This window comes from Brucella daejeonensis (genome assembly GCF_014199265.1).
Taxonomy (GTDB): Bacteria; Pseudomonadota; Alphaproteobacteria; order Rhizobiales; family Rhizobiaceae; genus Brucella; species Brucella daejeonensis.
In genome coordinates this window covers 13,595-35,830 of the sequence record NZ_JACIJG010000018.1, presented here as the reverse complement: position 1 = coordinate 35,830, position 22,236 = coordinate 13,595, and the positions used below count along the sequence as shown (strand labels likewise).

Genomic DNA, 22,236 nt, shown 5'->3' with positions numbered 1-22,236 from the left:
CCTTCAACCTCAGAAATTCCGGGTCAGCCCGATATTTATGGTGCGGCCCGGCGCAACATAGCCGGAACTCGACTCGTAATCCTTGTCGAAAATATTCTCCACCGAGAACTTCAGTTGGGATTTCTGGTCAATCGAGTAGAGCGCCACGAAATCGGCGGTCACGTAGTCGCCGAGCTTCTTCGTATTCGCCGCATTGGCATAGCGTGAACCGCCATAGATCACCCGCGCCGTGAGGTCGAGTTGCTCAACCGGCTTGAAGTTCACTTCCGCTGCTGCCTTGAAACGCTCACGATAAGGAAGATCGTTACCGGTATCCTCATCGATAGGACGCTTGATATCCATCGATCCCTTCACACTCCACCGGTCGTTGAAGCGATGGGCAAGCGTCGCTTCAAACCCCGTCACTTCGGCGCTGGCGATATTATAGGGAATGTAGGACGGCGCGGTGCTCATGATCGCGTCGCGTAACCACGTCTGGTAAAATGCCATATCGATGCTGGTTGAAGCCGTCGCCTGCCAGTTCAGCCCTACTTCATAAGACCTGCTTTTTTCCGGTCTTAGTTTGGGGTTGGCAAAGCCCGGATAGTAAAGCTCGTTGAAGGTTGGAGCGCGAAAACCGGTCGCATAAGACGAACGCAACACCAGATCGGGCAGGATTTCATAGCTCGCGCCCAGATTATAGGTGACGATATCGCCAAACTGTCCATTATGATCGTAACGCAGACCACCGTCGAAGCTCAGTGCATCATATTCAAGGGAATACTGACCAAACACTGCCGCAAGATCGCGGCTCGTCTCTCCATAATCGGTCGTCGTATCGATTTCTTCCCGATAGGCTTCAACACCGCCGGTCACAATGTGCGTGGCCTTGCCGGTCTCGAAACTCTTTTCGGTCGACGCCAGGACACCATATCGCTTTGTCTCGAAGCGGTCCGAACCCTCGACGCCCTTGCGAAAATTGCGGCTTTTGTCGATGCCTGTGCTGAATTCTACCGTCGAAGACCAGTCGTCCGCATGGTCGATCCGCGCACCGATCTTGCCGGTAAAGGCAGTACTATCCGCCTCGTTGAAGGACGGCGCTATCGCATCATATTGGTTACGGCCCCGGCTGAAGAGACCGTCGGCATAAATCCTGCCCCAGTCGAAATCCTTCGACAGCGCAAAATTAAACGAACCCTGGAGGAATCCGTCATCGTCCGGCTCGTGGCCAAACGCTTCTGGCGTCGTGAAATCATACCCTTGCGTACCGGTGATCGCCGCACCGAAAGCATAGTCGATACCGTCGCTGCTCCGCCCCTGCATGGAACCGGATAGATAACCGCCCCACGGATGCACGGCACCCGTTGAGACACTTCCGCACCACGAACGCTCCCCACAGCTTCCGCCCTGTTTGGTGATGATATTGATGACGCCGCCAATGGCGTCCGCACCATATTGCGCGGAATGTGCGCCCTTGGCGATCTCGATGCGATCGACAGAACTCAGGGGAATGTTGGCGAGAGCGGTCAGACCGCTCGTTGCGGAAGCCGTACGCACCCCATTCACGAGCACGACGGTCTGCTTCGAGGACATGCCGCGCATGTAGACATCGGCTGAAGACCCCTGCCCGCCATTGGTCTTGATCGAAACACCGCCGTGGGATTGCAGCAATGACTGCAGATCGGAAGCAGCGGAGCGCTCAATATCCGCGGAATCGATCACACTGACCGAAGATGTGGATCGCTGGAGTGATGAAACGCGACGAAGCGGCGTCACCACAATCGTATCGAGCACGATACCATCGTCCGGCCCTGCCGCACTCTGTGCAAATGCCGGTGATAAAGCGGCCGCGCAGACGGACGTCAGAAGAACTGTTGATTTCAAAATGCGCATATGGACCTCAACCTGCCGGACGGATTTCCGCCGTCGGCTTTTCTTTCACCGCAGGTTGGAGAATTGCAGCGCGATGCTGCTTCTTTCCTGACGGCAACATTTCAACAATGTCACCGCCACGGAGGACCGCGCCTGAACACACCCCGTATTCAAGCATGGGTGACCGGATACGGCAGGTCTCCTGACTTCCGGGTCTTCGCTTCGCCTCCGCCTTCCCGATTGCAGTTTGCTGCTCTCAGTGGCGTTGACCGTTTGCCGGTCGTGGAGGATAGCTCTCCGGTTACAGTTGCGGGGGCAGTCGCGGCTTCGGCCAATGGCTTTACCGTGTTCCCTTTTCATCCGCCGCGATGGCGGAACCGTTTCCTGTAGATTGCGATAGCAACATGGTTGGGGATTCGCAACTACACAAAGGTCTCACGAGAGGCGGGAACTGAATCACATTTTGAGAAAACGCCCCCATCCCGCTGACTTCATTTCGCTTTCACTTTTAAGAAAGCGCGGGTGCTGGTTTGATGAAATAGAGGGGAGCAACGCCGACAGCACCCGCTGGCTGCCGACAGACGGCGTCACGGAAGATCGCGCACAAGCGCTCGACAGATTGATAATTGCCGGGGTGCCATTCGAGTAGGGCCTAGGCACCCCGGGCCGCCAGCTCTGGTGGAAACCGGCAACGGCGCTCAGTTAGCACCTGCCCGGAAGGGCCTCTTTGATTTCAATCAAACGGACGGCGATTCCGCATAACAATTACTTTAATCGGCGCATCTTTTTGAAAGCGGCGCATTTGCCCCATGTCTGCTTCAAATAGTCGGAAACGGTCTTCATCTTCGGATCGGAAAGAAACCCTTGCCGAAAAAGGATGCTGCCCTTCACTTCCGGCAGGGATTCGTTGAGCTTCAGCTGGCGCTTCATTTCGGTCACCCCGCCGCCAGCCTGCCAGCCGGGCTCGAGCGCGGTTCCCGAGCCCGCCCTATAAAGTGCCACACCGATATAAAGATCGGTCCCGGTCCCACGAACCGTGTCCGCCCACCATTTGGCGATGATTCCATAGGAGGCATCTTTGCGGCCGAACGACCAGTAAATCTGCGGCGCGATGTAATCGATCAGTCCTTCTTTCACCCAGCGCCGCGTATCGGCGAAATCGCCATCATAGTTGGTCTTGCCCGCGCGTGTCGCCGACCCCAGCGCATCGTCGGCGTCGTTACGCCAGACGCCACCGGGACTGATCCCGAACCGAACTCCCGGTTTGATGGATTTAATCTTGTCCGAGATTTCCCTTACCAGCGTATGGGTGTTGTAGCGCCGCCATTCATATTTGCTGGAGAACCGCGTACCGAACCGCGCATAAGACGAGTCGTCATCAAGTTTCGACGATGCCGTTTCGTAGTAAAAATAATCATCGAACTGGATGCCATCAACGTCGTATTTCTGCACGACCTCCGCCGTTACATTCGTAATCCATTGCCGCACGGCCGGAATGCCGGGGTCGAGGACGTAGCGATCGGCAGATACGCTGATCCAACCCGGATGGGTCTTGTACACGCTGGGCGGCGAGTCCTTGGACGAGTTCTTCAGTTCCTTTCTCGTTGACGGCTTCGTATCCATCGAAACACGATAGGGATTAAGCCATGCGTGGAGTTCGATGCCGCGCTTATGCGCTTCCCGAATGGCAAATTTCAGCGGATCGAAACCTGGATTCTTGCCCAGAGTTCCCGTGAGATAGGACGACCAGGGAAGATAGGACGACTGATAAAATGCATCGGCTGCCGGAGACACCTGAAAGATGACAGCATTGATACCGTGTTCGGATGCCTCGTCAAAAAGCCTGGTCAGTTCCCGCTTCTGGCGGTTTACCCGTTCGTCGTCGTCCTCGATGCGGGCCGAACTGCGCGAAGGCCAATCAAGATTGAGAACGGTCGCTATCCAGCTTGCATGAAAGGCATCGCAATCAAGGGGCATGAATCATTCCATTCGTGAGTATGGCTACAGCGTAAGGCATCAGGCACATCCCCTTTACGCAGTACAGTACAGGCCGTAAGTTCAGCAACCGCACCGGCTGCAATATGTTGCTGATATGTTTCCGGGCAGGAGATTCGTTCGGTACGATATTCCACAGCGACGGCAGGCGGACTGGCCATGAAAGCGAGGACAGCATGTACAAGAACATTCTGGTAACGACCGACGGATCCGAATTCGCAGAGCGCGGCCTCATCCATGCTTTCAAGCTGGCTCACGCGGTCGGTGCCAAAGTAACGGTTTTGACCATTACGGCTCCCTACTCCGTTTCAGGGCTTCCGGGCGGCTGGACGGATAGCCCGGCCTTCATCGAACGTTTTGAACAGGAATGGAACGAATACGCCGACAAGACGCTTGCCCGTGCGCGCGAACTGGCCTCGGAACAAGCCATCGAAGTCCATACGCTCCACGTAGTTGCCCCTCATCCGGCAACCTCGATCATCGAGACATCGACGGAACTGCGCAACGACCTGATCGTCATGGCTTCCCATGGCCGTCGCGGACTGAAAGGAATGCTGCTTGGCAGCCAGACCTTTGAGGTCCTGACACGCAGCACCACGCCGATTCTCGTCGTCAAATAGGATGAAAACGAAAGGCCCGGTGTATGCCGGGCTCACTTGTCAGCCAGTCTCACGGCCTGTCGCACTTTCGATATCGATACGAAAGAACACCGGCTCAAGCTTGCGCTCGTGTCCTTCCTTGTCGACGGTCTTCATATAGCCCGGCTCCCACCAATTAGGTTCGGAAGCCATCAGTTCGACAATTGCATTCTTCTCGTCCTCAAGGGCAATTTCGCGATAATGGCCCTGCACCACGACGGTGCTCCATTTCGTCGGGGACTCGATATGGTCGAAAAGAATGCAGACTGCATCGTTCCAGCGCAGAGCCTCGGTTTTCTGGCCATCAGTTGTGAATGAATAAAGCGATCCTCCGCTAAACCGGAAACTGAGAGGCACGATAAACGGACGGTTGTCCAGAACATATCCCAGCCGACCCAAGGGGGTATGCTGTATCATGTTCCTGATATCGTATTGCGACATTTCCCTGATTATCATGGGACGTCTCCGCCTGAGTTTAATCTTCGATAAACTAACATAGGGCGACAGAGGCGCTTTGACCGCAATCAAACTCGCGGCAACGCAACCTCATCAGATGAACAGGCGGCCTTCAGCAATCTTGACGGCAGTCCCGCCTATCCGCGCGCTGGTTAATTGCTGCTTGGAAACATCGAGTTCCAAACGAATGCGCGAGGGGCGCCCCATCTCCATACCCTGCTCGATCCACCACTGAGAACTGCCGTCGACAGGCTTGTCGTTCTTGTGGATCAGGCCGGCAAAGGCTGCCGCAGCCGACCCGGTCGCCGGGTCTTCATAGACATTCGCACCGGTGACAAACATGCGCGCATGGAAATTACTGTCGAACAGAATCGTTTCACGACAATAGACATAGATTGGAAGCGGCCTGCCTCCGACATGCGGCAGGCTCTCGTTCACGTAAACCGGGTCGATGGAAACCTTTGCCGCAGCGATGAGATTATGCACCGGCACGAGCAGATAAGGTGTGCCCGCGCTCCATACTGACGGAACATGATTCTCAAATCCGATCTCGTGCGTGCCGAGGCCTATCGCAGCGGCGGCCTCTTCCTTCTCGATCTTGACGTCGAGATTCTCCGGCAGTCGCGGCAGATCGAATTCGGCAAAAGCACCATTCCCTCCAAGGATGACGCCGCAGCGAACGATCCCTACTTTTTCTTCCAGAGCCACAAGCCTGTCGGTCTCGTCACCGGTCTTTCGGCGGCGGGCAAGCGACACAGCCGCACCAACTGTCGGATGCCCGGCGAAGGGAAGTTCGTAATCGGGCGTGAAGATGCGTATCGCAGCCTCATGGGCGGGATTGGTCGGCGGAAGAATGAAAACCGTTTCCGACAGATTGAACTCGCGGGCAATCGCCTGCATTCGCGCATCGGTCAGCCCTTCGCAATCATGGATGACAGCCAATGGGTTTCCTGCCAGGGCCTTGTCGGCGAAAACGTCGAAAACCTCATAGAAGCGGCCGGAAACAGCGGCGTCACTCATCCCTCATTCTCCCCTCGACAAACCTGCAAACCGAAACCGAAGCGGTCCCTTTGATGCACCATGCTCACATGGTTTGCGAGCATAGACAATTTCGCGGCGCTGTCATCTGTCAGTCTGGTTAAGGTTTAGGGTCTAAATTCAATCAGGTTTCGGGCGTGGCGTGAGCCGGATTTTGTACCTGAACAGGAGGAAAGGCCGACGTGGTGCCCCCCCACCACGAGGATTTTCCACGCATTCAGGGGCAAAATCCGCCACGTCCCGGAGGGATATGACGAAAATGACCCATTTTGGCGTCGCAAAACCTCGATGGGGAACCACCCCACCTTCGGTTTCGCTCCTGAAACTGTGCCATTTTCGACCATACCACGCTCCAAATCCTAATTGAGTTTAGACCCTAGAGATTATTGAAATGCCAATCGGCAAAGGCGCGAACGTAGGACGGTGTATCGTCACCCATGGCTCCCGCAGCCTTCACCAGAATAATCTCCGACAACTCGGGTTCAGCCTGCGAAGAAAGATAAAGCTCGATTCGCGATACCAGTTCCGATGACGGCATTGCGAAATAGTGACGCCGGAAAAGCGCGATGCTGCGATTACCGGTCACGAGATTGATCTGCTGCTCCGCCCGGGCTTCGCGAAGGTCGAGGCCCGTTTCCTCCAATACTTCACGCCTGCAATTGGCCTCATAATCGACGCGCTTATCCGCAATGTCCTTGTCGTCTACGGAACCGGCGGGAAAATAGATCCGCCCCGCAGCTGCAGTCCGGTCCCCCATGCGCCCGGCGATCAGGTAGCCGTCGCTGGATACGATCACGCCCACACCGAAGATATGCCACGGACGAGCCTTCACTTCATGGCGCCGCCAATGCATCAGCGTTGCAAAACTGGTTCGCCTGAACCCGGCCTCCAGCCGACCGCCCGCCAGCCGGGCTTCCGGCGCCAAGTAGACTTCGCCGTCAAACAGGGTCGGATTTACCGCTCGTTCACGCGTCCAGTTCGCAACAATCTCCGCCTGGTTTTCTTCCGCATAGGACAACGGACCGGAAACGACATGCACATCAGCACGATCGATAATCCGGACAGCATTTTCAGGAATATGTTCCATCGGGGTGCGGCCCATTGCTCAAACCATGTTCAACGTCACGGAAACCGGGCAGTGATCACTCGCTTTCGGGCGGTCCCACCCTGTGCGCGGATAACGGTCAACCTCTTGATCAGGCGGAAAGATCGTGCGCCAGGGTTGACCGCGTCGGATGATATTCGGCACAGCCTTTTCATTTTTTGCCGCAAATGACGGCGAGGCCAGAATGTAATCGAGTTGACAGAGATGGCGCTCCTGCGGACCGCGCGTATGGTAAAGAGTCCAGCGATCCATGACAGGACGGCGTTCGACCAGATTGACGGCAAAACCGTCCTTCAAAAGCACGTCGAGCGCACTTTCCTCTTCGACCGTCGGCGTAAACCGGTAGCCGTCCCAGCCATCTCCTTCAATGACGATCCTCTCGCGATAATCGTTGAAATCGCCGCAAATCAACCAGCGGCGGTCAGCAGCTTTGGCCGGGCCGAACTTGTCCTCGATAATTTTACGTATGGCCCGGGCCTCTGCCAGGCGCACCGGCAACGAAGCCGTTCGGCCATCGAATCCGTTGCGCGCGCCTGTCATCGATTTCAGATGCGTCACGAAAAGCGAGAGCGGCTTGCCCGCGATGCGCAGATCGATATTCAGGCAGTCACGCTTGAAAATGCGATCGTGGGGTTCAAGCCCAAGCTCGGCAAGCACAGGCTCGTACAGGCCAAAATCGTTATAAGTCACGTAAGCATGGCTCGTGACCTCTTCCACTTCGATGGGTTGGCCGTCACGCGTGGTGTCACGCATCATGACGGCTACATCGATGCCGCGGCTGTCATTTCCATCGATCAGGTATTTATTCCGATAACCATGCCCTATCATTTTGAATAGGTAGCCATATTCGAAAGCGCTCAGAGCAGCCAGATTGTCCACTTCCTGCAAACACAGAATATCGGCGCGCGTTTCGGCGACGGCGAGAGCCGTCATCTGGCGCATATCGTCGGCATAGGCCACCGAACGCGCCTGTTCGAGAAGACGATATTGCGCCTCATCGCCAATTTCGAACAATTGCAGGGTGCGGTCCTGATGCAATTCATTGCGATAGCCGGAAAAATCGAACCGGCGCATCAGATTTTCGACATTAAATGTAGCTATCGTAAACATGTCCCCGCAATCTCTCCGCTTGCCGGACGATTGGCAAGAGGATGATTTTCGAAACCAATAAATTTCTGCTGAAGCGATGATTTAAACCTGGTTCATACCCATATGCGGGTAGAACAGATCAAAGTGAGTTTGATGCGATGGGCAAGATTTCGAGACTGGCAATATTGGCCGGGCTATTCGTTGCAAGCACGGCCAGCGCAAGTCTGGCCGTGGAACTTGGCAACAGTCCCTATCTGCCTTCCCTGAAGCCTGACGGTCCCAGGATTATGGGCGGTCAGCCCGGTGCCGACCGAGCAGGATCGAGCGGGACCTACATCACGGAACATGGCGTCCTGAACTATAAGAACGGCGATGGGCTGCAATATCTCCGCACCCTACGGCCTCCCGCAGCAGGTGCGCGTCCGAGCAGCAATCACATCCAGTGGTGCTCAAACCGCTATCGGAGTTACCGTAGCTCCGAAGATACATATCAGCCGTTGGCCGGTCCCAGAACCGGCTGCAATTCACCATTTCAATGAAAAAAGCCGGGTTGAGGCCCGGCTTTTCCCTTCTGTCGATCTCAGGCGGCCGCAGACTTCGTATGAGCGCGTATCAGGCGACCGAGCCGCTTGATGCCTTCATCGATCATCTCGTCATTCGCGCACGAATAGCTGAGACGCAGCGTGTTGGCTCCGCTGCCATCGGCAAAGAAAGCCCGTCCCGGTACGAAGGCCACCTTTTCGCTATCGATCGATGCCGCAAGCAAAGCGGCGCCATCCATGCCTTCCGGCAACGTGACCCAGATGAACATACCGCCTTCTGGCTTGGTCCAATGGGTGGTCTCGGGCATATATTGCGCCAGCGCCTCGAGCATTTTGTCGCGACGATGCTTGTAAACGCGATGCAGTTTTGCAACCTGCGCATCGAAACCGGCTGTAGCCACACGCTGGATAGCGATCTGGTTGATCGTCGATGAATGAAGATCGGCCGCCTGCTTCATCAAAACAAGCTTGCGAATGACCGGCTTGGAAGCAACGACATAGCCAACGCGCAAACCGGGAGCCAGCGTCTTCGAGAACGACCCGCAATAGATCGTGCGTGTCTTTTCGATATCGCCACCATTGCGAACAATGTCGAGCGTCAGGATCGGCGGGATCGCATCGCCATTATAGCGGAGATACTGGTAAGCAGCGTCTTCGATGACTGGAATATCGAGTTCATCGGCTTGTGCAAGCAGTTTTTCGCGGCCTGCGAGATCAACCGTTTCACCGGTCGGATTGCTGAAATCCGCTGACAAATAGGCGAACTTCACCTGACCACCCGCCTTCTGTGCGGCCTGCACATAGGACTCCGGTGTGCGATTGCCGTTGATTGCCAGCATATCGTAGTTCGGCTCATAAGCATTGAATGCCTGAAGCGCCCCGAGATAGGTCGGAGCGGTCACAAGAGCGGTGTCGCCGGGTGAAATAAACAACTTGCCCAGATAATCGAGTGCCTGCTGCGAACCCGACGTGATGAACACGTTGTCTTCGGTGCACGGAATACCGATTTTGGCAAGTTCTCCGACAAGCCAGCTACGCAGCGGCTTATAGCCTTCCGAAACGGAATATTGCAGCGCGGACTTGGCCTCGGGGCCGGTAAGGATGTCCTTGTAGGCCGCCTGAAATTCTTCATGCGGGAAGAGAGCCGGATCAGGAATTCCGCCGGCGAACGAAATGATGTCCGGTCGTTCCAGAAGCTTCAGCAGTTCACGGATTTCCGATGCGCGCATGCGTTTCGAGCGCGTTGCAAATACATTTTCCCAGTCCAACACGGGAAATCTCCTCAATTAGACCATCCGTAGATTTACGGAGTTTGTAGTGGCCAAGCCTCCTCAAAACTTAGCTACTGGTGGTGAAGCTCTAGCGCACTTTTCAACAGACGAGAACAGCTTTTCCCATGCTTCTATGGAATAAAGATATTCGAAATTGTTTTGGGCCCGGAAGTGCACGAAACGATAAATCTGATGCCGGGTTCGGGTTCTTTTCGTTCGCGATGCGCGTGCAAGCAAAAGCCCCGCCGAAACACCAATTATTAAGGGGGCGCACGAAACGCCCCCTTTTTTCCGGATAACGAAACCGGAAGACTTTAGTTGCGGGCCTTGTCGACCAGCTTGTTCTTGGCGATCCACGGCATCATGCCGCGCAGCTTTTCGCCAACCTGCTCGATCGGGTGTTCGTCATTGAGGCGGCGGGTCGCCTTGAAGCGGGCAGCGCCAGCCTTCCATTCCTGCATCCATTCCGAGGTGAACTTGCCGGACTGGATATCTTTCAGAACGCGCTTCATTTCAGCCTTGGTTTCGGCGGTGATGATGCGCGGACCGGTGGCATATTCTCCCCATTCAGCGGTGTTGGAGATCGAATAGTTCATGTTAGCGATGCCGCCTTCATAAATCAGATCGACGATCAGCTTCACTTCGTGCAAGCACTCGAAGTAAGCCATTTCCGGCGCATAACCAGCTTCCACCAGCGTTTCGAAGCCTGCGCGGATCAGTTCGACCAGGCCGCCGCAAAGCACAACCTGCTCACCAAACAGATCGGTTTCGCATTCTTCGCGGAAATTGGTTTCGATGACACCCGAACGACCGCCACCGACGCCCGAAGCGTAGGACAGCGCCAGGTCATGGGCATTGCCCGAAGCATCCTGATGGATGGCGATCAGGCACGGAACGCCACCGCCCTTCTGGTATTCGCCACGCACCGTGTGGCCGGGGCCCTTCGGCGCGATCATGACGACGTCAACCGACTTCTTCGGCTCGATGAGACCGAAATGCACATTGAGACCATGGGCGAAGGCGATCGCTGCACCGTCACGGAGGTTATCGTGAATGTGCTCTTTGTAGATATCGGCCTGAAGTTCGTCCGGGGTCGCCATCATCATAAGATCGGCCCATTTGGCGGCATCGGCAACGCTCATGACTTCAAAGCCGTCAGCTTCGGCTTTCTTGATAGTCGCAGAGCCTTCACGAAGAGCGATGCGTACATTGGCTGCACCGGAGTCCTTGAGGTTCAGCGCATGGGCACGGCCCTGGCTGCCATAGCCGACGATAACCACATTCTTCGACTTGATCAGGTTAACGTCTGCATCCCGATCGTAGTAAACGCGCATTTCCTTATCCCTTCGTTCGGATTGTTCTCCGGCTTCCTTGCGGTCGCCGATGTGATTAAGCCCCGTAGAGGGCAAAAAACTGCTTGGTGGCGCGCCGGGCATCCCGGATGACCACATCGTCAGTCAGTTCCAGTTGATCGCCAAGCAACAACCGTATTTGCATGTCCCGGACGACAAGTCCGAAAAACGTGCGAAATGCTTCATCGATATCGTCAAAGGCCAGCAGTCCAGCCTCCTTCCCCATATGCAAAATGGGTTTCACACGCTTGGCCATGGCAACCGGACCGTTCGCCAGAACGATATCGCCCAGGGCGGATTTTGCGGATGCCGCATGGCTTACCGCCAATCGGTTCAGCGCGATCGAGGTCTTTCCCGAAAGCACCAGCAGCCAGTCGCGCGCAAAATGTTCCATGCTGGAAAAAAGAGACTCGGCATCCAGCTTCTCACGCGTCAGCGGCACGACGCGGACCTTCGAGGCCTGCCAGCGAACCATCGCCGTCAGCAGACCGTCGCGATCACCGAACCATTTGTAGAGGCTTTCTTTCGAGCAGTTGGCGGCACGCGCTATGCTTGCCGTCGTCAAAGCACGGTCCCCGCCATCCACTAGAAGGCGCAACGCCTGCTCCAGAACATCGTTCTGACGCGGCGAAAGAGCCTGCTGCTTTTGAGCCTGCAATTCGTCGCTGGTATCAGTCACAGAACTTCCCCTCCACTTTGTACCGTACGGTACGGTTCTTATTTCTTAATTATTGTTTTGCAGGAGGTCAAGTGGGTTTTCGCAGCTTTGCCAAGGCCCGGATAGCGTTGGCATCCCGGCGCCCCCGTATCGCAAGAACGGGCGCTCTTATCCCCCGGCCCGCGTCATCAACAAAAAAAGCACTTTCCGAATCCGAGTATCTGGAAAGCGCTTTTTCGAATTTCGCGGTCGAGACCGTTTCTACCCAAAATTAAAGGTTCACCTGCGTTCCAATTTCCACGACGCGTCCCGTCGGTATCTGGAAATATTCGGTTGCATCCGATGCCGTACGGGCAAGAAGAATGAACAGCTTGTCTTGCCAGAGCGGCAAGCCGGAGTGAGCGGAAGCCTTGAGTGAACGCCGCGACAGGAAGAATGACGTTGTCATGATGTCGAACTTCCAGCCAAGCTTGCGGCAAATTCCCAATGCCCGCGGAATGTTCGGTTGCTGCATATAACCGAAGGTGAGAGTCACCTGCATGAAACGCTCGTTATACTGGGAAATGCGCGCCCGGTCGGCACTGGAAACCCATGGTTTCGATGCGGTCACAACCGTCAGTATCACATTGTTCTGGTGCAGGACTTTATAATGCTTCAGGCTGTGCATGAGTGCGGTCGGCGCACTTTTAGGATCACCCGTCAGAAATACGGCCGTACCCGGAACGATTGTTGGCGGACGCTTCGCCATCTGCTCTACGATGAGATCCAGCGGAACTTCCGCCTTGCGCGTTTTGTGGAAGAGGTGGCGCGTACCACGCACCCATGTCCACATGATGAGAACAAGTATCGCCGCGATCCCGATCGAAGCCCAGCCACCCTCATGAACCTTGATGATATTGGCGCTGAAGAACATCACGTCAATGACGAGAAAACCGATAATAACGGGCAGCGCGCGGCTTGCACGCCAGTTCCAGATACGCGTCATGACGATATAGAGGAGCACAGTCGTCACCACCATATTGCCGGTAACGGCGATACCGTATGCAGCGGCCAGATTGCTGGATTTTTCGAAGCCCAGAACCAGAATGACCACCGCAAGTCCCAGGAGGAGGTTGATACGCGGAATATAGATCTGGCCGTGCAGCTTTTCGGACGTATGCTGGATTTCAAGACGCGGCAGGATATTGAGCTGTACCGCCTGACGCGTCACGGAATAAGCCCCCGTGATCACCGCCTGGCTGGCGATTACCGTTGCGGCTGTTGCCAAGAGCACCATCGGCAGAAGTGCAAAGCTCGGCATCATCTGGAAGAACGGCAATGCAGCCGCCTCTCCATGGGAGAGAATAAATGCGGCCTGTCCGAAATAATTGAGCAGCAAGCTGGGAAAGACGATCCAAAGCCATGCGCGTACGATGGGTTTACGCCCGAAATGACCGAGATCGGCGTATAGGGCTTCAGCGCCCGTCACGGCAAGGAAAACGGCACCGACAGTGATGAAGGCCGTGCCGGGGCTAACGGTTAGAAACCGCGCGGCGTAATAAGGATTCAGCGCCGCCATCACGGTTGGATCGTCGAAAATGTGCCAGAGTCCGGAAGCCGCAAGCGCCAGAAACCACAGCCCCATGATGGGACCGAAGACAATGGCGACCTTTCCGGTACCCAACTTCTGCGCCGAGAAGAGTGCAACGAGAATGACGACGGTTATCGGAACGACAAATGGCGTCAGGTCGGGTGCGACAATCTCCAGACCTTCCACTGCGGACAGGACCGAGATCGCTGGCGTGATGACCGCATCGCCGAAAAAAAGCGCCGCGCCGCAGATACCGACCGCCAGGATCAGATCCGGCCTGCCTTTCAAGGCAGCTCTCACGAGGGCCATCAGCGAAAGGATGCCGCCTTCTCCGTTATTGTCGGCCCGAAGAACGAACAACACATATTTGATCGTTACAACCAGTGTCAGCGCCCAGAAAATCAGCGAGATGACGCCAAGAATATCGCTGCGGACAAGATTTCCGTCGCTTGAGGCAGCATGAAGCGCCTCGCGGAAAGCATAGATGGGGCTTGTGCCGATATCGCCATAGACGACACCAAGCGCTCCGAGCACCAGCGTTTTCATGCTTTCGTTATGATGCTCGTCATCCTCGGTGAGCTGAACATTTTCAGGAGCGCCAGCAGCAGGCACCATAACCTGCGCCGCTGGGTCATTGCCATTTAGCTCACCGCTCATATGCAGGCACCTCGCAATTTCCTGAAACTATATTGGCTGATATCACCGGAGATCGGATTGAGATAATATGAGTATTCGCAAAAAGTTGCGAATAGCACCCCCTTGCCACGGCTTTGCCCAATTTGACTCTGGCCATAAGCATCGTGTCGATAGTGGCGGACGCCTAAAACCAGTCTCGCCCGATTGCAAATGCGCTTTTTGCACAGCTTGTGCCAGAGCCATGCATCAAACGCATCGAAGCATTATTATGCCGCCAAAGCAGCAATATAGCGGCTTACCGTGACCGGCATCCCGTACATCAGGGCATCGGCTGTTAATCCATGGCCGATTGAAACTTCACTGAGTTGCGGAACACGTTTCACCAATGCAGGGAGATTCTCCACCGTAAGATCGTGTCCGGCATTGATGGCAAGCCCCAGAGCCGTTGCCGCTGTAGCGGCCTTTTCCAGACGTTCCAGTTCGCGTGCAGCCGCCGCCGGATCGTCGTAGGTCGCACCGTAAGGGCCGGTATAAAACTCCAACCGGTCGGCGCCGATGGCCTTTGCCCGGTCATAACCGAGCGGGTCAGGATCGGCGAAGAGCGACACCCGCATACCACCTCGCTTGAGACGCTCGACGACGGGCGCCAGAAAATCGGCCTTCGACGTGAAATCCCAGCCATGGTCGGACGTTGCCTGCATGGGATCGTCCGGCACCAGCGTTACCTGCTCCGGCTGATGCTTCTCGACAAGATCGAGAAAAGCGTCGCTTGGAAAACCTTCGATATTAAATTCAGCCCGAGGAAATTCGTCATCGATCAGAGCGCGGATATCCCCCAGATCGGAAAAACGGATATGGCGCTGGTCGGGACGCGGATGCACGGTCAGTCCCGCCGCCCCTGCGGCAAGGGCTGCGCGCCCCAGGCCGGTCACGCTCGGCCACGGCAGATCGCGCCGATTTCGCAGCATGGCTATTGCGTTGAGATTGACCGATAATTTCGCAGACATTGGAAGCTCCCGGATGAATGTTCTGCTTTATAGCGCCGAAAACGGAAAAATGTGAGTGTCTTGCCGTCACATCGGGAACGCAATCCCCAGCCGCGACAACAGACATATTTCCGGTATCGCCGTAGGCGCAGTCGACCGGCTTTGAGCCAGTCTTTCGCGCCGTATCAAATCGGAAACCGGTCGCAACCTTTAACCCGGCTCAGACGTTTCACTGGCCATGGATAGAATAACGGAGACTGATGATGCGAAACGAGAACATACCCGTCGTTCGCCGTATTCCAACCGACCGGGACGACGTTTTCGCTTTTTCGATCGAAGGACATCTCGATGACGCATCACTGGAGAACCTCTACGGACTCCTCGACGCAGCATATGAAACCCACGAAGAAATCGACCTCCTGATCCGCCTCACCGGCTATGAAGGGTTCGACTGGACGTCCGCATTCTCCGAAAGCATGCTCTCCATGCGCTCCAAATCCCTGAAGAAACTCCGCCGTTATGCAATTATCGGAGGTCCTTTATGGGTCCAGGCCGGCATCACGCTCATGCAGCCATTCCTGTCCATAGAGCTTCGCGCTTTTGACGCGGGTGACGAAGGGGAAGCATGGGAATGGCTTAGCGCGCACCCGGTCGAGACGTGACTATTTCACAATCGTCAGGCGTTCGGCCGCGCGGGTAATCGCCGTATAGAGCCAGCGCTCCCGCGTGTCACGAAACGCAAAGCTCTCGTCGAAAAGCACAACTTCATCCCACTGCGAACCCTGCGCCTTGTGAACCGTCAGCGCATAACCATAGTCGAAATCGTCGTAGCGTTTTTTTGTCTGCCACGGAATTTCCGTATCGGGATCCTCGAACTGCGCCTTCAACAGTTTGATCTTGGCGACACCGCGATCTTCGTCTTCCGGTGAAACAAGCAGATTGATACCAGGTTTCACGGTTTCCTTGGACGAAGTCATCACCTTCCACAACGATCCGTTAAGCAAGCCCTTTGCCGGGTCGTTGCGCAAGCAAACCAGCTTATCACCCGCCTGCGGATAATCGGCGGTGAAGCCTTTCAATTCCCGAAGGCGCTGATTGTAGCGACGCCTGGTGCGGTTCGTGCCGACCAGAACCTGATCGGCAGCGAGTACGATCTCCTGATTGACCTCGCTCTTCCCGATTATTCTGGCAGAACCGTATTCGCCATAGGCGAGTTCACGTCCCTCGCGAACATCCAGTGCCATGCGGATAATCGGGTTATCCTGCGCCTGACGATGAATTTCGGTCAGGAGATAATCCGGTTCATGTTCGGTAAAAAAGCCGCCACCGGAAATCGGGGGTAACTGTCCCGGATCGCCGAGAACCAGAATAGGCGTTCCGAAGCTCATCAAATCTCGCCCGAGCGCTTCATCGACCATCGAGCACTCATCGACCACAATCATCGCAGCCTTGGCGACCGGACTCTGTCGGTTGAGCGAGAATGTCGGCGCTATGGAAGTCTTGCCGGTCGTCTCATCTTCGATCGCCTCTTCGCCGCGTGGGCGATAGATCAATGAATGGAGCGTGCGGGCATTGTTGGCGCCCTTTGAGCGAAGGACCTGAGCCGCCTTTCCGGTGAAGGCAGCAAACTGCACATCGCCATCCACATGCTCGGCAAAATAGCGGGCGAGCGTCGTCTTGCCCGTACCCGCATAGCCGAACAATCTGAAAATAGGGCTGCGACCGCCTTTGAGCCACTGCCCCACGGCTTTCAGCGCCTGATCCTGTTCCGGTGAAAACTGCATCTTCCCTTCAGACAGGATTCGCGCCCCGAAAACAAGATCAAACCCTGATCAAACGCCTTTGCTTATCAATGCGGCGAATCTGGCGAGATCCACATTACCACCGCTGACAATAACGCCGACACGCTTGCCCCTGAGCGACTCCGCCATCTGCCGCGCGCCCGCAAAGGAAAGACAGCCGGTCGGCTCCACCACCATTTTCATCCGGCTCGCATAAAACTTCATCGCGTCCACCAGTTCGTCATCGCTGACGGCCAGAATATCGCGAACCGTTTCGCGGATGATCGCGAACGTCATATCGCCCAAAGCCTGCGTCTGCGCTCCGTCAGCCAAGGTCCTCGGCACATCGATATGCACGATCTTGCCGGAACGCAACGATTGCTGGCCATCATTCCCGGCCTCGGGTTCAACCCCGTAAACCTCACATTCCGGACTCAGTGCCTTTGCCGCCAGGGCACAACCGGCCAGCAATCCTCCACCACCAAGACAAACGAAGAGCGCATCGAGCGGCCCGGCTTCTTCTATCAGTTCCTTGGCCGCTGTTCCCTGCCCTGCGATAATATCCGGATGGTTAAACGGCGGAATGAGCGTCAGGCCGCCCTCCTCGGCAAGCCGCGTGGAAATAACGTCCCTGTCTTCTTCGTAACGGTTATAGGTCACGACCCGCGCACCATAACCTCGTGTCGCCTCAAGCTTGGTGAACGGCGCATCCTCAGGCATGATGATGGTCGCGCCGATACCAAGCAGTTTTGCCGCAAGAGCGATTGCCTGCGCGTGATTGCCGGACGAAAAAGCCAGCACACCGCGCGTTTTCTGTTCATCCGTGAACCGTGACAGAGCGTTGAACGCCCCACGAAACTTGAAAGCGCCAACACGCTGGAAATTCTCGCATTTGAAGAAAAACTGGGCGCTTGTTTCCCGGTCGACGGTCGAGGACGTGAAGACCGGTGTGTGGTGGGCATAACCTTCGATCCGCCTTGCGGCGGAGATTACATCTTCATAGGTTGGAAGCTTGGTCATCATTTCCTCCATTATCATTTCAACATCGGCCACAGGCTGAAGACAAGCAGCAAGGCCATCACGATATTGAACCATCTCAGCCGTACGGGATCGGACAGCCAGTTACGCAGCAATGTTCCAAACCCCGCCCAGACCGACACGCTCGGCAGGTTTACAATTGCAAAAGCGACGCTCACCAGAAGAACAGCGACATAATAGTTGTCATGGCTGGCATAAGTGGCAATGCCCGTCACGGCCATGACCCATGCCTTCGGATTGACCCATTGGAAGGCTGCGGCCTGAAGGAAGGTCATCGGTTGGCCTTTTCCAGATTCTCCAGTCTCGCCAATGGAGCGCGACGTGGCTATTTTCCAGGCGAGATAAAGCATATAGGCGCCGCCAGCGAATTTCAGGATCGCGTAGAATGACGGCACCGTTTCGAGCAGCGCACCAAGGCCGAATCCTATCGCCATCAGCAGAACGAAGAACCCGACACCAATGCCCAGCATATGCGGAATAGTGCGACGGAAACCGAAATTAACGCCCGATGCGAGAAGCATGAGATTGTTTGGCCCCGGCGTAACGGACGAAACAAAGGCGAAGATAAAAAGCGCCAGAAATATTTCCAAAGTCATCTGATTGGCCCCGATTTACAGGGACAAATTAGCTCAATAAAAAACCGGCACAATCGAAACATTGTGCCGGTTTTTGATGATATTGTACCTCTCGCGGCTCCTTTATGACGGACACAAAATCCGTCCGGCCCGAAAGTTCCGGGTTACATGCCTTCCGGGCCGCGATTCATCGCGGCAACACCGGTGCGGCAGATTTCGACCAAACCGAGCGGCTTCATGATGGTGATGAACTGGTCGATCTTTGCCGTCTTGCCGGTAATCTCCACGATGAAATGCTCGGTCGTCGCATCCGCGATCCTTGCGTGGAACGCATCCGTGAGACGCAGCACCTCGGCACGTGCCTCGCCCTTCCCCGCCACCTTGATGAGCGCCAGTTCACGCTCGATCGGACGATCATGGCCAAGCTCGGTAGCGCGGTGGCTCAAATCCACCACGCGATGAACCGGCACGATGCGTTCCAGCTGATGGCGGATCTGGTCGAGCACATGCGGCGTGCCGCGTGTGACGATGGTGATGCGCGACAGATGCTTTTCGTGTTCGGTTTCAGAAACCGTCAGGCTTTCGATATTGTAACCGCGACCGGAAAAAAGACCGATCACACGAGCGAGGACGCCCGGCTCGTTATCGACAAGCACGGCAAGCGTATGAGTTTCAGGCGTCTGGGTTTCGGCAGCAATAAAATAAGCCGATCCGGAGGCTAGGTTTTGTGCGTTCATGTTTCTATTCCTTCCGGTCAGACCAGCGCGCGGCCCTTGGCGTCGATGGCATTGGCGACAGCTTCGTCGGTGGCCTCGTCGGGCAGCAGCATTTCATTATGCGCCTTGCCGGACGGGATCATCGGGAAGCAGTTTGCGAGATTGGCAACACGGCAATCGAAAATCACCGGCTTGTCGATGTCGATCATTTCCTGAATGGCCGCATCGAGATCGCCCGGTTTTTCGCAGCGAATACCATGCGCCCCATAGGCTTCCGCCAGCTTGACGAAATCCGGCATCGCTTCCGTATAGGAATGCGACAGACGGTTGCCATGCAGCAATTGCTGCCACTGGCGCACCATGCCCATATATTGATTGTTCAGGATGAAGATCTTGATCGGCGCATTGTGCTGGATGGCCGCCGACATTTCCTGAATACACATCTGGATTGATGCGTCACCGGCAATATCGATGACCAGCGAACCCGGATGCGCGATCTGCACGCCAAGCGCCGCCGGCAGGCCGTACCCCATTGTGCCCAGACCGCCGGACGTCAGCCAGCGGTTCGGCTGTTCGAAGCCGAAGAACTGCGCCGCCCACATCTGGTGCTGGCCAACTTCAGTGGTGATATAGGTGTCGCGATCCTTGGTCAGTTCATAAAGACGCTCAATGGCATATTGCGGCATGATGACGTCTTTATTCGGCGCATAAGCCAGCGAATTGCGGGCGCGCCAGCGCTCGATCTGCTCCCACCAGGCGTTGATGGCGTGCTTTTCCGGCTTCTTTTCTGAGGCGCGGAACTGGCGAACAATATCTTCCAGAACATGGGTGACGTCGCCAACGATCGGAACATCGACACGGACATTCTTGTTGATCGAGGACGGGTCGATATCGATATGGATCTTCTTGGAATTGGGCGCAAACGCATTGAGACGACCGGTGATACGGTCGTCGAAACGCGCGCCGACGCACAGCATGACATCGCAATCATGCATGGTCATATTGGCTTCATAGGTGCCGTGCATGCCGAGCATGCCGAGCCAGTTCTTGCCCGAAGCCGGATAAGCGCCAAGCCCCATCAGCGTGGAGGTGATCGGGAAATTGCCCAGTTCAACCAGTTCGCGCAGCAGACGCGACGCTGCCGGGCCGGAATTGATCACGCCGCCGCCGGAATAGATGACAGGCTTCTTTGCATTGACGAGCAGGTGAACAGCCTCCGAAATAGCCAGCGCTTCGCCGTCGAGAACGGGACGGTAGCTGGTGCGCGGGCTGGTTTCAGGGGGCGTATAAATGCCCGTGGCAAACTGAATGTCCTTCGGGATATCGACCAGAACCGGGCCGGGACGACCGGTAGAAGCGACATGGAAAGCTTCATGCAGAACGCGGGCGAGATCGTTCACGTCCTTCACCAGCCAGTTATGCTTGGTGCAAGGACGCGTGATGCCGACCGTATCGGCTTCCTGAAAACCGTCCGAACCGATCAATGTGGTCGGAACCTGACCGGAGATGCAGACCAGTGGAATGGAATCCATCAGCGCGTCCTGAAGCGGCGTGACGGCATTGGTAGCACCTGGGCCAGACGTGACGAGCATAACGCCAACCTTGCCAGTGGAACGGGCATAACCTTCGGCAGCGTGACCCGCGCCCTGTTCGTGACGCACGAGAACATGCTGAATCTTGTCCTGCTGGAACAGTTCATCATAGATCGGAAGCACCGCACCGCCCGGATAGCCGAAAATGCTTTCCACGCCCTGATCGATGAGGGCCTGGATCACCATTTCCGCACCGGTCATTTCGCGTGGATGACTGGTTGCTTGCGTCTGCGCGGCGTTCGGTTCCGCCTCGTGTTTAGTCATTGTTCTCTTCCCGTCTCGTCTGCATGTCGTTTTAGCTGGTTTTAGATAATAAAAAAGGCCCCCGAGGGAGCCTGTCTTTCGCGCATGGGAGCTTTCGCCGGATGGTTACACCATCCTGCCCATGCGCGCCCGTACCACAAGAATAATAATCGTGTTCATGGTGGCGGACACTAATAGGCAGATTTGGCGTCGTCAACGCATAAATACGCCGCAGCGATATTTTCTTAGGCTTCCCCGCCTTGAATGATAACTTTATTTCTCCGGGAACTGCCGGAACTGTCACACACAGACACGGTTTCGACCCGCACCCTTTGCTGCATCGAGCATCTTGTCTGCGCGCCGGTAGAAGTTTTTCGGCGTCTCGCCCCGGTGCCATATAGCAAGGCCGACGCTGGCGGTGACGCCCAGCTTTCTGTCTCCCAGGTCAATTTCCAGCAATGATATCGCCTTGCGGATACGATCGGCAAGTTTGGTCATTCTTTCCGCATCCATATTGCGCGCAAGGATCGCGAATTCTTCACCGCCGAGCCGCGCGACGACATCGTGTTGGCGCGTATGATCCCTGAGACAGCCCGCCACTTCCCGCAGCACAACATCACCAATATTGCGCCCATGGGTATCGTTGATTGTCCTGAAACGGTCGAGATCGATAATCATCAATCCGACCGGGCGCTGAATGCGGTTGAATTGTGCCAGATATTCCTTCAGCGCTTCATCGAAATAGCGCCTGTTCTGCATACCGGTAAGACTGTCCGTCAGCGCGGCATAATCGAAGACATCCGGCCGCCCGGTACGATCCTGCGCAACGAAATCGAGCCTGCCACGCCCCGGCAGAGTTGCCACCACTATATGGAGGTATACGCTTAGTAACGCACAGGCGATGGTCGCGATCACGGCCCATATCGTCACGTGGTTCCACTGTCCCAGCGTCGCGACCAGTTCGGAGGCGGCCGTGCCGAGCGGCAAATCGTGCAACTGTTCGATATCGAGACGGGTGCGATAAAGCAACGCCCCGATCGCCGCCATTAAAACGATCAGAATGAAAAATGCCCGCTCCGATTTATAGAACCGCATAGCCGTGCC

20 protein-coding genes and 1 riboswitch are annotated in these 22,236 nt (G+C 55.9%); of the genes, 3 read left to right on the top strand and 17 right to left on the bottom strand.

Going from position 1 to position 22,236, the window contains the following annotated elements; genetic code table 11:
• Positions 1-9 precede the first annotated feature (9 nt).
• Together FHS76_RS18220 and FHS76_RS18215 are read right to left on the bottom strand one after the other, a co-directional pair.
• Positions 10-1,872: a TonB-dependent receptor domain-containing protein gene (locus FHS76_RS18220; protein ID WP_183656180.1), complete on the bottom strand. Its 1,863-nt coding sequence runs from the start codon at positions 1,870-1,872 to the stop codon at positions 10-12.
• Between the two features lie 154 nt (positions 1,873-2,026).
• A riboswitch (cobalamin riboswitch) is annotated at positions 2,027-2,248 on the bottom strand.
• A 368-nt stretch (positions 2,249-2,616) separates the two neighbouring features.
• Positions 2,617-3,828 carry a glycoside hydrolase family 10 protein gene (locus FHS76_RS18215; protein WP_183656178.1) on the bottom strand — a complete coding sequence of 404 codons (1,212 nt, stop codon included), beginning with the start codon at positions 3,826-3,828 and terminating at the stop codon, positions 2,617-2,619.
• Positions 3,829-4,022: 194 nt separating this feature from the next.
• On the opposite strand from FHS76_RS18215, the gene FHS76_RS18210 reads away from it, so the two are divergent.
• Positions 4,023-4,466 (top strand): universal stress protein, encoded by a 444-nt coding sequence (locus FHS76_RS18210; RefSeq protein ID WP_183656176.1) that lies wholly within the window; start codon positions 4,023-4,025, stop codon positions 4,464-4,466.
• 39 nt (positions 4,467-4,505) lie between these two features.
• Here FHS76_RS18210 and FHS76_RS18205 read toward each other — a convergent pair whose 3' ends face one another.
• The 4 genes from FHS76_RS18205 to FHS76_RS18190 all read right to left on the bottom strand — a co-directional run bounded on the left by FHS76_RS18205 (position 4,506) and on the right by FHS76_RS18190 (position 8,193).
• On the bottom strand, positions 4,506-4,940 hold the full coding sequence (locus FHS76_RS18205) for a pyridoxamine 5'-phosphate oxidase family protein (protein ID WP_183656174.1): 435 nt from the start codon (positions 4,938-4,940) through the stop codon (positions 4,506-4,508).
• 93 nt (positions 4,941-5,033) lie between these two features.
• On the bottom strand, positions 5,034-5,960 hold the full coding sequence (locus FHS76_RS18200; RefSeq protein ID WP_183656171.1) for a PhzF family phenazine biosynthesis protein: 927 nt from the start codon (positions 5,958-5,960) through the stop codon (positions 5,034-5,036).
• 394 nt (positions 5,961-6,354) lie between these two features.
• Positions 6,355-7,065 (bottom strand): NUDIX hydrolase, encoded by a 711-nt coding sequence (locus FHS76_RS18195; protein WP_183656257.1) that lies wholly within the window; start codon positions 7,063-7,065, stop codon positions 6,355-6,357.
• Between the two features lie 18 nt (positions 7,066-7,083).
• Positions 7,084-8,193, bottom strand: a complete 1,110-nt coding sequence (locus tag FHS76_RS18190; protein ID WP_183656168.1) for an endonuclease/exonuclease/phosphatase family protein — start codon at positions 8,191-8,193, stop codon at positions 7,084-7,086.
• Positions 8,194-8,330: 137 nt separating this feature from the next.
• Here FHS76_RS18190 and FHS76_RS18185 point away from each other — a divergent pair, with 137 nt between their 5' ends.
• Positions 8,331-8,711, top strand: a complete 381-nt coding sequence (locus tag FHS76_RS18185; protein ID WP_183656165.1) for a BA14K family protein — start codon at positions 8,331-8,333, stop codon at positions 8,709-8,711.
• 41 nt (positions 8,712-8,752) lie between these two features.
• On the opposite strand, the gene FHS76_RS18180 is transcribed toward FHS76_RS18185, so the two are convergent.
• From FHS76_RS18180 to FHS76_RS18160, 5 genes are all read right to left on the bottom strand, one after another.
• Entirely contained in the window at positions 8,753-9,985 is a 1,233-nt protein-coding gene (locus FHS76_RS18180; protein ID WP_183656162.1) for an aminotransferase-like domain-containing protein, read from the bottom strand.
• Positions 9,986-10,299: 314 nt separating this feature from the next.
• Positions 10,300-11,319 carry a ketol-acid reductoisomerase gene (ilvC, locus tag FHS76_RS18175; protein ID WP_183656160.1) on the bottom strand — a complete coding sequence of 340 codons (1,020 nt, stop codon included), beginning with the start codon at positions 11,317-11,319 and terminating at the stop codon, positions 10,300-10,302.
• A gap of 55 nt (positions 11,320-11,374) precedes the next feature.
• Entirely contained in the window at positions 11,375-12,016 is a 642-nt protein-coding gene (locus FHS76_RS18170) for a TetR/AcrR family transcriptional regulator (protein WP_183656158.1), read from the bottom strand.
• A 250-nt stretch (positions 12,017-12,266) separates the two neighbouring features.
• A complete protein-coding gene (locus FHS76_RS18165; RefSeq protein WP_183656156.1) occupies positions 12,267-14,222 on the bottom strand; it encodes a potassium transporter Kup in 1,956 nt (651 codons plus the stop codon).
• Between the two features lie 245 nt (positions 14,223-14,467).
• The gene (locus tag FHS76_RS18160; protein ID WP_183656154.1) at positions 14,468-15,208 is read right to left on the bottom strand and encodes a pyridoxine 5'-phosphate synthase; all 741 of its coding nucleotides are present in this window, start codon (positions 15,206-15,208) and stop codon (positions 14,468-14,470) included.
• Positions 15,209-15,450: 242 nt separating this feature from the next.
• Between FHS76_RS18160 and FHS76_RS18155 the strand changes: the two genes are divergently transcribed.
• Positions 15,451-15,849 (top strand): SpoIIAA family protein, encoded by a 399-nt coding sequence (locus tag FHS76_RS18155; RefSeq protein ID WP_183656152.1) that lies wholly within the window; start codon positions 15,451-15,453, stop codon positions 15,847-15,849.
• Here the strand turns inward: FHS76_RS18155 and FHS76_RS18150 are convergent, their stop codons facing one another.
• The 6 genes from FHS76_RS18150 to FHS76_RS18125 form a co-directional block, all read right to left on the bottom strand.
• On the bottom strand, positions 15,850-16,971 hold the full coding sequence (locus FHS76_RS18150; RefSeq protein ID WP_183656150.1) for an ATP-dependent DNA helicase: 1,122 nt from the start codon (positions 16,969-16,971) through the stop codon (positions 15,850-15,852). It abuts the gene before it with no gap.
• A gap of 48 nt (positions 16,972-17,019) precedes the next feature.
• On the bottom strand, positions 17,020-17,988 hold the full coding sequence (locus FHS76_RS18145) for a threo-3-hydroxy-L-aspartate ammonia-lyase (protein WP_183656147.1): 969 nt from the start codon (positions 17,986-17,988) through the stop codon (positions 17,020-17,022).
• A gap of 14 nt (positions 17,989-18,002) precedes the next feature.
• Positions 18,003-18,602, bottom strand: coding sequence for a LysE family translocator (locus tag FHS76_RS18140; RefSeq protein ID WP_183656144.1), 600 nt, complete (start codon positions 18,600-18,602; stop codon positions 18,003-18,005).
• A gap of 143 nt (positions 18,603-18,745) precedes the next feature.
• Entirely contained in the window at positions 18,746-19,318 is a 573-nt protein-coding gene (gene ilvN, locus FHS76_RS18135) for an acetolactate synthase small subunit (RefSeq protein ID WP_183656141.1), read from the bottom strand.
• A 17-nt stretch (positions 19,319-19,335) separates the two neighbouring features.
• Positions 19,336-21,090, bottom strand: coding sequence for an acetolactate synthase 3 large subunit (locus FHS76_RS18130; RefSeq protein WP_235992757.1), 1,755 nt, complete (start codon positions 21,088-21,090; stop codon positions 19,336-19,338).
• A 342-nt stretch (positions 21,091-21,432) separates the two neighbouring features.
• Positions 21,433-22,227 (bottom strand): GGDEF domain-containing protein, encoded by a 795-nt coding sequence (locus FHS76_RS18125; RefSeq protein ID WP_183656129.1) that lies wholly within the window; start codon positions 22,225-22,227, stop codon positions 21,433-21,435.
• Positions 22,228-22,236: the final 9 nt, after the last annotated feature.